The organism is Streptomyces sp. NPDC001828 (assembly GCF_042892175.1).
Classification (GTDB): Bacteria; Actinomycetota; Actinomycetes; order Streptomycetales; family Streptomycetaceae; genus Streptomyces.
Genome location: NZ_JBIATV010000002.1, coordinates 912,731 through 925,039 on the forward strand (window position 1 = coordinate 912,731; position 12,309 = coordinate 925,039).

Genomic DNA, 12,309 nt, shown 5'->3' on the forward strand with positions numbered 1-12,309 from the left:
CCACATCCAGCATCGACGCAGAAGATCCTGACACCGGGGTAATCCGTGAAAAAGCTCTCCGCACGACGACGCCATCCGCTGGCGGCGGTCGTCGTCCTACTCCTCGCGCTGGCGGCCACCGGGGGGCTGTACGCCGCGTTCGCGCCCGCGGGCAAGGCTCAGGCTGACGAAACCGCCCAGTCCCTCGCCATTGACGAGGGCAAGAAGCTCTACTCCGTCGGCTGCGCCAGCTGCCACGGAACCGGCGGTCAGGGAACCTCTGACGGCCCCTCCCTGGTCGGCGTCGGCGCCGCAGCGGTGGACTTCCAGGTCGGCACCGGCCGTATGCCGGCGCAGCAGCCCGGCGCGCAGGTGCCGAAGAAGAAGGTCATCTACTCGCAGCCCGAGATCGACCAGCTCGCCGCTTACGTGGCTTCGCTGGGCGCCGGTCCGAGCGTGCCGACCGACTCGCAGTACAACCCGAGCGGTGCGGACATCGCCAAGGGTGGCGAGCTGTTCCGCACCAACTGCGCCCAGTGCCACAACTTCACGGGTGAGGGCGGTGCCCTGACGAACGGCAAGTTCGCCCCCAGCCTGGAGGACGTGGACCCCAAGCACATCTACGAGGCCATGCAGACCGGCCCGCAGAACATGCCGTCCTTCCCGGACACGACGATGCCGCAGAAGCAGAAGCAGGACATCATCGCGTACCTGCACGCCGTGAACAGCGACAAGTCCGCGAGCCCCGGTGGCCTCAAGCTCGGCGGGCTCGGCCCGGTCAGCGAGGGTCTGTTCGGCTGGATCTTCGGTCTGGGTGCCCTCATCGCAGTAGCCATCTGGGTCGCGGCCCACACCGCTAAGGCCAAGAAGTCATGAGTAGCCAAGAGAATTCCGAGAGCCTGCCCGAAGCGCAGGCCCCCGCGCACGGCGCGGTAGAGCACGCGGGCGACCCGTTCGCCGACCCGGGACTGCCGGCCCACAAGCCGCGCATCCAGGACATCGACGAGCGGGCGGCCAAGCGCTCCGAGCGCGCGGTCGCGTTCCTGTTCTTCCTGTCCATGGTCGCGACGGTCGGCTTCATCGCCTCGTACGTGATCTTCCCGGTCGACAAGATCGTCTTCATCTTCCCGTTCGGGCACGTCAGCGTCCTCAACTTCGCTCTGGGTCTGACCCTGGGCGTGGCGCTGTTCTGCATCGGCGCGGGCGCGGTCCACTGGGCCCGCACCCTGATGTCGGACGTCGAGATGCCGGCCGAGCGGCACGAGATCGCGGCCCCGCCGGAGGTCAAGGCGCAGGTCCTGGCCGACTTCAAGCAGGGCGCGGCCGAGTCCGGCTTCGGCCGGCGCAAGCTGATCCGCAACACCATGTTCGGTGCGCTGGCCATGGTGCCGCTCTCCGGTGTGATGCTGCTGCGCGACCTGGGCACGCTGCCCGAGAGCAAGCTGCGGCACACCATGTGGTCCAAGGGCAAGGCCCTGATCAACATGAACACCAACGAGCCGCTGCGTCCCGAGGACCTGCTGGTCGGTTCGCTCACCTTCGCCAAGCCCGAGGGCCTGGAGGAGGACGCGGAGGACTTCCAGACGCAGATCGCCAAGGCCGCCCTGATGCTCGTCCGGATCAAGCCGGAGGACATCAAGGACAAGCGCGAGCTCGAATGGTCGCACCAGGGCATCGTCGCCTACTCGAAGATCTGCACCCACGTCGGCTGCCCGATCTCCCTGTACGAGCAGCAGACGCACCACGTGCTCTGCCCGTGCCACCAGTCCACCTTCGACCTCTCCGACGGCGCCCGCGTCATCTTCGGCCCGGCCGGTCACCCGCTTCCGCAGCTGCGGATCGGCGTGAATGACGAGGGTTACCTCGAAGCGCTCGGCGACTTCGATGAGCCCGTCGGTCCTGCCTTCTGGGAGCGCGGATGAGCACCACGACAGACGCACGGCGCGAAGCGCCCGCCGGTGAGCGGATCGCGGACTGGGCGGACGGCCGGCTCGGGATCTACTCCCTGGCCAAGGCCAACATGCGCAAGATCTTTCCGGACCACTGGTCCTTCATGCTCGGCGAGATCTGCATGTACAGCTTCATCATCATCATCCTCACGGGTGTGTATCTGACGCTGTTCTTCCACCCGAGCATGAACGAGGTCGTCTACGACGGCTCGTACGTGCCGCTGCAGGGCATGCACATGTCCGAGGCGTTCAACTCGACCATGCACATCAGCTTCGACGTGCGCGGTGGTCTGCTGATCCGGCAGATCCACCACTGGGCGGCGCTGATCTTCCTCGCCGGCATGTTCGTGCACATGATGCGCGTGTTCTTCACGGGTGCGTTCCGCAAGCCGCGTGAGGTCAACTGGCTGTTCGGCTTCCTGCTGTTCGTCCTGGGCATGTTCACCGGCTTCACCGGTTACTCGCTCCCGGACGACCTGCTCTCCGGCACCGGTGTCCGCTTCATGGAGGGCGCGATCCTGTCCGTGCCGATCGTCGGCACGTACCTCTCGTTCTTCCTGTTCGGCGGCGAGTTCCCCGGCGGCGACTTCGTGGCCCGGTTCTACTCGGTCCACATCCTGCTGCTGCCCGGCATCATGCTCGGCCTGATGGTGGCGCACCTGATCCTGGTCTTCTACCACAAGCACACCCAGTTCGCGGGTCCGGGACGCACGAACAAGAACGTCGTCGGCATGCCGCTGCTCCCGGTGTACATGGCGAAGGCGGGCGGCTTCTTCTTCCTGGTCTTCGGCGTCATCGCGGTCGTCGCGGCGATCGCCTCGATCAACCCGATCTGGGCGATCGGCCCCTACCGGCCGGACCAGGTGTCCACCGGCGCCCAGCCCGACTGGTACATGGGCTTCTCCGAAGGCCTCATCCGTGTGATGCCGGGCTGGGAGATCAACCTGTGGGGCCACACCCTCGTCCTGGGTGTGTTCATCCCGCTGGTGATCTTCCCGCTGGTCCTCGCGACCATCGCGGTGTACCCGTTCATCGAGTCCTGGATCACCGGCGACAAGCGCGAGCACCACATCGCGGACCGGCCGCGCAACGCGCCGACGCGTACCGCGTTCGGTGTCGCGTGGATCACCTGGTACCTGGTGCTGCTCATCGGTGGTGGAAACGACCTCTGGGCGACCCACTTCCACCTCTCGATCAACGTCATCACCTGGTTCGTGCGGATCGCGTTCTTCGTCGCTCCGGTCCTCGCGTTCATCGCCACCAAGCGGATCTGCCTGGGTCTGCAGCGGCGCGACGCCGAGAAGGTGCTGCACGGACGCGAGTCCGGCATCATCAAGCGGCTGCCGCACGGCGAGTTCATCGAGATCCACGAGCCGCTCGACGCCGGTGCGCGCTACAAGCTCACCGCGCACGAGCAGTACAAGCCGGCCGAGATCGGCCCGACGGTCGACGAGAACGGTGTCGCCCGCAAGGTGTCGCCGGTCCAGAAGCTGCGCGCCAAGCTCAGCAAGGGCTACTACGGCGAGGGGAACCAGATTCCCAAGCCGACGGCCGAGGAGTACGAGGAGATCACGAGCGGCCACGGCCACCACTGATCCCCGCCTGACCTGTCGGTCGCCACAACCGAGGCTCCGGCCCGGCCCCTTCACCGGGGGCCGGGCCGGAGCCTTTTGGCATCCGCGCGCGCCCACACGCCGTCCGTACTACGGGCACGCGTACGGATGCGTCCCCCGCTGTCGATAGGCTGACGGGCGGTATATCCCCAGCCTGACCACCAGGAGCGAGCATGAGCGCTGTTACCCCCACCGGAGGCGACACCGTGGCGGCCCACTCCTGGCCGGGCGTCCTGGACGCGCTGCTCGGGGGCACCGACCAGAGCGCGGACGTGACCGCCTGGGCGATGGACCGGATCATGCGCGGCGAGGCCACCGACGCCCAGATCGCCGCCTTCATGGTGGCCCTGCGCGCCAAGGGCGAGACGGTCCAGGAGATCACCGGCCTGGTACGCGCCATGTACGCGCACGCCAACCTCATCGAGGTGCCGGGCCCCAGCGTCGACATCGTCGGCACCGGCGGCGACGGCGCCAAGACCGTCAACATCTCCACCATGGCGGCGATCGTGGTCGCCGGAACCGGCACCAAGGTCGTCAAGCACGGCAACCGGGCCGCCTCGTCGGCGAGCGGCTCGTCGGACGTCCTGGAGAAGCTGGGCGTCAACCTGGAGCTGACGCCGAAGCGGGTGGCGGAGGTGGTCGAGGAGGCCGGCATCACCTTCTGTTTCGCGGTGAAGTTCCACCCCGCGCTGCGGTACGTCGCCGCCGCGCGCAGGGAGCTCGGCATCCGCACCACCTTCAACGTCCTGGGCCCGCTGACCAACCCGGCCAAGGTCCGGGCCACCGCCGCCGGTGTCGCCGACGCCCGGATGGCCCCGATCGTGGCGGGCGTGTTCGCCGAGCGCGGCTCCTCCGCGCTGGTCTTCCGCGGCGACGACGGCCTCGACGAGCTCACCACCACCGGCACCTCGCGGGTGTGGGTGGTGCGCGACGGCCAGGTCCGCGAGGAGGCCTTCGACCCGCGTGACGTCGGCATCGAGATCGTGCCCATCGAAGCACTGCGCGGCGCGGACTCCTCGTACAACGCCGATGTGGCCCGCCGGCTGCTCGCGGGGGAGCGGGGGCCGGTGCGGGACGCGGTGCTGCTGAACTCGGCGGCCGCCCTGGTGGCCCTCGAACCGGGGCAGGGCTCGCTCGCCGAGCAGATCGGCGCCGCGATGGCGCGCACGGCCGAGGCGATCGACTCCGGGGCGGCCCAGGGCGCCCTGCGGCGCTGGGTCGAGGCCAGCAACGCCTGACCCCTGCCCGTGCGGGGTGTTCTGCACGGGCACGTCTTTCACGGGGACGTCCCGCGCGCGGGTGTGACGCAAGGCGCAGTCCAGATCGCGGACTGTGCCTTGCGCACCTCCACACGTGTGGCAGGATGCTCTTCAAGGTCATGAGTGACAGCGATTTAGGCCCCGGCTCGCTGTCCGGCAACCCTCCGTCCGTGGCGGGGTGCCCCGGGTGAAGACCAGGTCGTAGGCAGCAAGGCCTTCGGCAAGCGCGGACCCCTGGACATCTTCGATGTCACAGCCCTGGGGTCCTGGTCCTCAAGGGAGCAGTCTCGTGAGCAAGCGAATGCGATAGGGCGTACCGCCCCTTCTTCACACCTCCGCGCACCCTTCTTCGGGCTGCGTGTTCGAGGTCAACACCCGTACACGGCACGGCAGTCGACCCCTCTCGCTCGATGCAGGGTCGCGCCGCCGTACCCGGGGTCCGAAGTCAACTCGCCTTGTCCTGCCGGGAGATACCGCCATGTCCGCACGCCCCGCCGCCACCGTCACCGCCGCCCAGGCCGCCGCCGAGTCCGCCGACCCCTGCTGTGCCGCGCCGCTTCCGGTGCTCGGCCGCGACGTCACCGTCCCGCTGGTCACCGGCGGCGAAGTGACGTACGCCGCCCTCGACTACGCGGCGAGCGCGCCCGCCCTCCAGCGGGTCTGGGACGACGTCGCCGCGTACGCCCCCTACTACGGGAGCGTGCACCGCGGGGCGGGCTACCTCTCGCAGCTCTCCACCGACCTCTTCGAGAACAGCCGGGCGACGGTGGCGGAGTTCCTCGACTGCCGCCCCGGCGACCAGATCGTCTTCACCCGCTCCACCACGGACTCGCTGAACCTGCTCGCCCAGGCGCTGCCGGCCGACTGCCAGGTCTTCGTCTTCGAGACCGAGCACCACGCCTCGCTGCTGCCGTGGCGCGACGCCCGCGTGACCTACCTGAACGCGCCGCGCACCCCGGAGCAGGCCGTCGCGACCCTGGAGCGCGCGCTCGCCGACCGCGACCCCTACGGGCCCGCCCTCGTGTGCGTCACCGGCGCGTCCAACGTCACCGGCGAGCTGTGGCCGGTCCGGGAACTCGCCGCGGCGGCGCACGCCCACGGCGCGCGGATCGTGCTGGACGCCGCTCAGCTCGCTCCCCATCACCCCGTCTCCGTACGGGAGTTGGACGTCGACTGGATCGCCTTCTCCGGGCACAAGCTGTACGCGCCGTTCGGCTCGGGCGTCCTGGCCGGCCGCGCGGACTGGCTCCAGGAGTCCGAGCCGTACCTCGCGGGTGGCGGCGCCTCCAAGAAGGTCGCGCGGCGCTCCGACGGGGGCGTCGACGTCGAGTGGCACACCACGGCCGCCCGTCACGAGGCCGGGTCGCCCAACGTCATCGGCGTCTATTCCATCGCCTCCGCCTGCAAGGCGCTGACCGAGGCGGGCTTCGACTCGCTCGTCGAGCGCGAGCGGCACCTGATCGCGAAGGTCCGCGAGGGCCTGGCGGAGGTGCCGGCGGTGCGGGTGCTGTCGCTCTTCGGCGACGACGCGCCCCGGGTCGGCGTCATCTCCTTCGTCGTCGACGGCTGGAACAGCTCGCACTTCGCGGCGGCGCTGTCGGCGGAGTACGGCATCGGGGTGCGCGACGGCCTCTTCTGCGCCCACCCGCTGGTGCGCACCCTGCTCGGCAGCAACCCGCAGGACCCGGGCGAGTGCGGTGCGCCCGAGGCGGAGCCGGGCGAGCGGTCCCTCAACGCGATCCGGGTCAGCTTCGGGGCGGGGACGCCGGACGAGCACGTGGACCGCTTCGTGCGGGCGGTGCGGGAGCTGGTGGCCGACGGCGCGAAGTGGCAGTACCGCACGGAGGCCGGCCGCTGCGTCCCGGCGGTGTAACCCGGGCCCACCTCCCGGGGGCCGGGGCCCCCATGACGGTCTACGGATGCCCCGGTGCGGGCCGCCACCGAGGTATTCGGGGACACCTACAGGGGCGCGGGGAACTGCGCGAACGGCCCCCGCGGTCCGCACCCGTGAGCAGCCCCGGGGGCGCGGGGACACGGCCTCCGAGGGTGAGGGGGCTACGAGTCCAGGCCGATGGCGAAGGCCGCTTCGAGGTCGTGTTGGGAGTACGTGCGGAACGCCACGTGCGTATCCGTCCCCTCCACCCCGGGGATCTTGCTGATGCTGCCGGGGATGATGTCCGCCAGGTCATCGTGGCGAGCCACCCTGACCAGCGCGATCAGATCGTACGTACCGGTCACCGAGTACACCTCGCTGACGCTGTCGAGCGCCGCGATGGACTCCGCGATCTCGGGAATCCGGTCCACGCTGGTCTTGATGAGCACGATCGCGGTGATCACGGCTGGCTTTCTCCCTCGGTGGCGGCCGGACCCGCGGTCTTCACGGGCTTTCGGCGTTTCACTCTATCCGCCCCGTGGAAACGGGCCCACGCGTAGAGGAAGCCGACGCCGAAGCCCACGAGATGGGCCAGGTAGGCCACCCCGGGCCCGGACGACGCGCCGCGGATCGCCAGCCACTGCAGGGCGAACCAGAAGACGAGCACGATCCACGCCGGGAAGCGCAGCGGCAGGAAGAGCAGGAACGGGAAGACGCTGGTCACCCGGGCCTTGGGGAAGAGGTAGAGGAAGGCGCCGAGGACCGCCGAGATGGCCCCGGACGCCCCTACCAGCGTCTGCTCCGAGCCGGCGTGCGCGACCGCGTAGCCGAGCAGGGCCACATAGCCGGCCACCAGGTAGAACAGCGCGAACTCGGCCCACCCGAGCCGCTCCTCGGCCATCGCGCCGAAGACGTACAGGAACAGCATGTTGCCGAGCAGATGCAGCCAGCCCCCGTGCACGAACAGCGCGGTGAGCGGCGTGAGCAGGGCGTGCGGGCGGCCCGTCATCAGCTCCGCCGGGATGACCCCCCACCGCGCGAAGTAGTCGCTCTGGGCGCTCAGGATCGCGTCGCCGGTGCCGTACACCGGGTTCAGGCCGGACACCGGGCTGACCAGAAACAACAGGCAGCACGCGGCGATGAGCCCGTACGTCACGGTCGGGCCCCGTACCGCGCCCCTGAGGATCTCCGCTCCCCGCCACTTGATCATGGGGAGAGAATGGCCCAAAGGGAGCTTTCGGTACAGACCGCCTCGCCGTGCCGGCGGCCGACGGGTAGGCCGTAGGGTTGCGGGCAGTACTCCCGCAGTTCGACGGCGCACCGCGAGATCCTGGACCATGGAAGTGGAAAAGAGGGCGGCACCACATGACCACCGTTCCCCAGATGACCGCCGAGACCCGGTGGCGCTGCACGCTCTGCGGTAACCTCACCCGTTTCGATGTCACCCGCTCGTCGAAAGTGATCGAGTACGTCCATCTGGACCTCGCCGGAGAGCCCAAGGTGGAGGAACGCGAGGTGGTCAGTGAGACCATCGAGTCGGTTCGCTGCCGGTGGTGCAACGCGGTGGACCAGATCGAGCTAGTGGACCGGCCGGGTACCGACTCCGCGGCCGCCTCCTGAGGAGCGGCCGCCCACGCGGTACGGATGACAGTTGGGGTGACGGATTGTGGAGCATGCAAGCGGCGCTGAACCGGCCGCTGCGGCCGGCGACGGCCCCGCCGAGGTGCTCGACCGCCCGCTGCCCGAAGGGGTCAGGCGCCGGGTCGTCGCCTTCGTGTCGGAGGCGTTCGGCGGCCTGACCGTCGGCGAACTGCCCGGTCAGCTGCGGCAGTACGCCCGTTTCACCCCGACCCGGCGCGCCAAGTTCGCCGGCAACGCCATGGCCGCGGCCCTGGAGAGCGACCCGGTGTTCCGCCAGCGGGTCGGCGAGCGCCTCAAGGAGGCGCAGCCGGAGCTGGCGGCGGCCGTGGAGGCGGGCGCGCCGCCCGGCGCGGCCGACCCCGTCGACGTGGCGGCCGCCGCCTATGTGCTGCGCCCCACCGGCTGGGTCAAGCTGGTCGCGGCGGCCGGCGAGGAGGCCCAGCGGGCGTTCGCCGAGCGCGCGGAGGAGGAGGGCCGCCGCGAGGTGGAGCGGCTGCGCGAGGAGCTCGCCGAGGCGCGCGACCGCGTCAAGTCCGAGAACGAGTCGCTGCGCGCCGAGCTGCTCGCGGCCCGCAAGGAGACCGAGTCGCTGCAGCGCAAGCTGCGCAGCGCCCAGAGCGACGTGAAGCGCGGCGAGGCCGCGCTGCGCAGGGTCACCTCCGAGATCGACGGCATCAAGTCCGAGGCGGCCGCCCAGGTGGCCGCGTCCGAGAGCGAGGCCCGGCGCCTGAAGACCCGCCTGGGCGAGGCCGAGGCCGGCCTTGAGGCGAGCCGGCGCGCGGTGCGCGAGGGCCGTTCCGTCGAGGACATGCGGCTGCGGCTGCTGCTCGACACCGTCCTGGAGGGCGCCCAGGGGCTGCGGCGCGAACTGGCCCTGCCGCCGGCCTCGGTGCGCCCCGCCGACACCGTGGACGCGGTCGCGCCGGGCAACATGACGCCCAAGGACATCGCGGCGCGCGCGCTCTCGGAGACCGATCCGGCGCTGCTCGACCAACTGCTCGCGCTGCCCCAGGTGCACCTGGTCGTGGACGGCTACAACGTCACCAAGACCGGCTATCCGGCGATGCCGTTGGAGAAGCAGCGACTGCGGCTGCTCGGCGGTCTTTCCGTGCTGGCCGCGCAGACCGGCGCCGAGGTCACCTGCGTCTTCGACGGCGCGGAGCTCGCCGCCCCGGTGCTGCTCGCCCCGCCCCGGGGCGTACGGGTGCTGTTCTCGAAGCCGGGCGTGACCGCCGACGAGCTGATCCGTCAGCTGGTGCGGGCCGAGCCGTCGGGGCGTCCCGTGGTCGTCGTCTCCACCGACAAGGAAGTCGCGGACGGCGTCGCGAAGGCGGGCGCCCGCCCGGTCGCCTCCCTGCTGCTCCTCAAGCGGCTCTCCCGCGTCTAGCCGCTCCCGCACGGCCGGCGGCTTTCACGCGTCCGAGGCATTGCGTCCGTTCTGCAACTCCTGTGTTCAATGCCCGAATTCGGGTGATCGCGGACGAGCACTCCGTCAAGTGCCAACTACTGCGCGTGGGATGACAGTAAAGAATCCTCTCAGTGACCGACTTTTTTGCCATCAGGATTTGAACTGATCACAGAAAGGTCACTAGGGTCGGGCCTCGTACCTTCATGCGGTTGATCACTCGTTCGGGGTGTCCGTGAAGGTCCCGTCGAGTGCGCAGTGTTCGGCGGTTGAGGAAGAAGGAGCTCGCCTTCGTGGGGTCCCACCGTCGTCCCAAGCCCGCGAGCCGCACTCGTGTGACCGTGCTCAGCGCGACCGCCGCCGCGGTCGTCGCCCTTACCTCGCAGGCCGCCCAGGCGGACCCGAAGCCCACCAAGGACGAGGTCAAGAGCAAGGTCGACAAGCTCTACGACGAGGCCGAGCAGGCGACCGAGGCGGCCAACGGCGCCAAGGAGAAGCAGGGTCAGCTCGAGAAGCAGATCGGCCAGATCCAGGACCGGGTCGCCCGTGGCCAGCAGGAGCTCAACACCCTGCGCCAGGGCCTCGGTTCGCTGGCCTCGGCGCAGTACCGCTCCGGCGGCATCGACCCCTCCCTCGCGCTGTTCCTCTCCTCCAACCCGGACGACTTCCTCGACAAGGCCTCCTCGCTCGACCAGTTGAGCGCCACTCAGGCCGAGGCCCTGACCAAGATCCAGGGCAAGCAGCGCACCCTCGCGCAGCAGCGCAAGGAAGCCCAGGACAAGCTGAAGGACCTCGCCGACACCAGCAAGGTGCTCGACGACAAGAAGAAGGAAGTCCAGGGCAAGCTCGGCGACGCGCAGCGGCTGCTCAACTCCCTGACCGCGCAGGAGAAGGCGGCCCTCGCCTCGGACGAGTCGCGCGCCAACCGCTCCACCGAGCGCCCCAACCTCGGCAAGGACCTGCCCGCCTCGCAGGTCGGCGCCGCAGCCCTCTCCGCCGCCCAGACCCAGCTCGGCAAGCCGTACAGCTACGGCGCGACCGGCATGGCGACCTTCGACTGCTCGGGTCTGACGGGCTACGCCTACCGCCAGGCCGGCGTCAACCTGCCGCGTACCTCGCAGGAGCAGGCCAACGCGGGCACCCGGGTGGGACGCAGCGAGCTCAAGCCCGGCGACCTGGTGCTCTTCTTCGGCGACCTGCACCACATCGGCCTGTACGCCGGCAACAACATGGTGCTGCACGCCCCGAGGACCGGCACGGTCGTGCGCTACGAGTCGATGGACAACATGCCGTTCCAGTTCGGTGTGCGCATCGGCTGACCCGCCTTTCCCCTCGTCAGCCGTCGACACCGCCCAAACGGGCGAATTGCGGCAACTCGCGCTGACGCGACGCCCCGCCGGTGACCTGTGCTCTCCGGTGGGGCGTCACTTTGCGTAGGCGGCGCGGTCGTTGGCCCACGGGTATCCGCCCGGTTACTGTCCGGCGTGCGGTTCCCCCGGTGACTCGCCGCCCGCCCGGGCGGCAGGGGCCGCACGCAGTGCAAGGGAGTACGGCATCCGTGGCGTCCCATCGCCGGCCTTCGCAGTCGGGCCTGACCCAGAGCGCCCGCGTCACCGTCCTTTCGGCAGCCGCGGCGACGGCCGCGGCGGCCCTCGCGGCGCCCGTGGCGAGCGCCGCCCCGCACGAGCCGGGCTCGTCCGGGCAGGCCAAGGTCGACCGGCTCTTCGAGGAGGCCGAGAAGGCCACCGAGCAGTACGACAAGGCGGACGAGCACGCCAAGCAGCTGCGTGACGAGGTCAGGCACGCGCAGGACGGCGTCGCGCGCGGCCAGGAGAAGATCAACCGCATGCGGGGCGCGCTCGGCGCGATCGCCGGGGCGCAGTACCGCTCGGGCGGCATCGACCCCGCGCTCGCGCTGCTCCTGTCGTCCAACCCGGACACGTATCTGGACCAGGCCGCCGCGCTCGACCGGCTCAGCGAGCGTCAGTCGGGCGCGCTCGCGGATCTCCAGCACGAGCAGCGCCGGCTCTCGCAGCAGCGTGCCGAGGCCAGTCGCAAGCTGTCCGAGCTGGAGCGCAGCCGTACCGAGGTGGCCCGGCACAAGCGGACCGTGGAGTCGAAGCTGGCCGAGGCGCGCCGCACCCTGAACGCGCTGCCGACCGCCGACCGGGCCGCCTTCGACCGGGCCTCGCGCTCCGGCCGCACCGAGCTGCCCCCGCTCTCCGGCTCCGCGCCCGCCTCCTCGCGGGCCGCCGCGGCCGTGATGGCGGCCCGCTCGGCGATCGGCAAACCGTACATCTGGGGCGCCAACGGGCCCTCGGGGTTCGACTGTTCGGGCCTGATGCAGTGGTCGTACGCCCGGGCCGGCGTGGGCCTGCCGCGCACCTCGCAGGAGCAGCGGTACGCCGGGCACCAGGTGTCGCTGTCCGAGGCGAAGCCCGGCGATCTGGTCGCCTACCGGCACGACGCCAGCCACATCGCCATGTACGTCGGCAACGGCCAGGTCGTGCACGCCCCCTACCCCGGCGCACCGGTGCGCTACGACCCCGTGGGGATGATGCCCATCTCCTCGGTGACGCGCGTGTGACCG

At 70.3% G+C, this 12,309-nt stretch carries 11 protein-coding genes and 1 riboswitch; of the genes, 9 read left to right on the top strand and 2 right to left on the bottom strand.

All coding sequences use genetic code 11. The features are described 5' to 3' along the window. Positions 1–45 precede the first annotated feature (45 nt). The 5 genes from ACFYZA_RS11055 (at position 46) to ACFYZA_RS11075 (ending at position 6,673) form a co-directional block, all read left to right on the top strand. Complete coding sequence (locus ACFYZA_RS11055) at positions 46–855, top strand: c-type cytochrome (protein ID WP_382596544.1); 810 nt, start codon at positions 46–48, stop codon at positions 853–855. Next, positions 852–1,901, top strand: a complete 1,050-nt coding sequence (locus ACFYZA_RS11060) for a Rieske 2Fe-2S domain-containing protein (protein ID WP_382596542.1) — start codon at positions 852–854, stop codon at positions 1,899–1,901. Before ACFYZA_RS11055 ends, ACFYZA_RS11060 begins: the two co-directional genes overlap by 4 nt. Continuing rightward, the gene (locus ACFYZA_RS11065) at positions 1,898–3,523 is read left to right on the top strand and encodes a cytochrome bc complex cytochrome b subunit (protein WP_388489290.1); all 1,626 of its coding nucleotides are present in this window, start codon (positions 1,898–1,900) and stop codon (positions 3,521–3,523) included. Before ACFYZA_RS11060 ends, ACFYZA_RS11065 begins: the two co-directional genes overlap by 4 nt. 191 nt (positions 3,524–3,714) lie before the next feature. Further along, complete coding sequence (gene trpD, locus ACFYZA_RS11070; RefSeq protein WP_382596538.1) at positions 3,715–4,779, top strand: anthranilate phosphoribosyltransferase; 1,065 nt, start codon at positions 3,715–3,717, stop codon at positions 4,777–4,779. Between the two features lie 136 nt (positions 4,780–4,915). Next, positions 4,916–5,033: riboswitch (SAM riboswitch) on the top strand. Positions 5,034–5,278: 245 nt separating this feature from the next. Next, positions 5,279–6,673: an aminotransferase class V-fold PLP-dependent enzyme gene (locus ACFYZA_RS11075; protein ID WP_388489292.1), complete on the top strand. Its 1,395-nt coding sequence runs from the start codon at positions 5,279–5,281 to the stop codon at positions 6,671–6,673. A gap of 182 nt (positions 6,674–6,855) precedes the next feature. On the opposite strand, the gene ACFYZA_RS11080 is transcribed toward ACFYZA_RS11075, so the two are convergent. Together ACFYZA_RS11080 and ACFYZA_RS11085 are read right to left on the bottom strand one after the other, a co-directional pair. Then, positions 6,856–7,137 (bottom strand): Lrp/AsnC family transcriptional regulator, encoded by a 282-nt coding sequence (locus ACFYZA_RS11080; RefSeq protein WP_053727718.1) that lies wholly within the window; start codon positions 7,135–7,137, stop codon positions 6,856–6,858. After that, positions 7,134–7,883, bottom strand: coding sequence for a rhomboid family intramembrane serine protease (locus tag ACFYZA_RS11085; RefSeq protein WP_388489295.1), 750 nt, complete (start codon positions 7,881–7,883; stop codon positions 7,134–7,136). Before ACFYZA_RS11085 ends, ACFYZA_RS11080 begins: the two co-directional genes overlap by 4 nt. A gap of 155 nt (positions 7,884–8,038) precedes the next feature. On the opposite strand from ACFYZA_RS11085, the gene ACFYZA_RS11090 reads away from it, so the two are divergent. From ACFYZA_RS11090 to ACFYZA_RS11105, 4 genes are all read left to right on the top strand, one after another. Then, on the top strand, positions 8,039–8,293 hold the full coding sequence (locus tag ACFYZA_RS11090; protein WP_382596532.1) for a hypothetical protein: 255 nt from the start codon (positions 8,039–8,041) through the stop codon (positions 8,291–8,293). 46 nt (positions 8,294–8,339) lie between these two features. Then, the gene (locus tag ACFYZA_RS11095) at positions 8,340–9,701 is read left to right on the top strand and encodes an NYN domain-containing protein (RefSeq protein WP_388489298.1); all 1,362 of its coding nucleotides are present in this window, start codon (positions 8,340–8,342) and stop codon (positions 9,699–9,701) included. A 311-nt stretch (positions 9,702–10,012) separates the two neighbouring features. Further along, a complete protein-coding gene (locus tag ACFYZA_RS11100) occupies positions 10,013–11,038 on the top strand; it encodes an NlpC/P60 family protein (protein WP_382596528.1) in 1,026 nt (341 codons plus the stop codon). 239 nt (positions 11,039–11,277) lie between these two features. Beyond that, entirely contained in the window at positions 11,278–12,306 is a 1,029-nt protein-coding gene (locus ACFYZA_RS11105; protein WP_382596526.1) for an NlpC/P60 family protein, read from the top strand. Positions 12,307–12,309 lie beyond the last annotated feature (3 nt).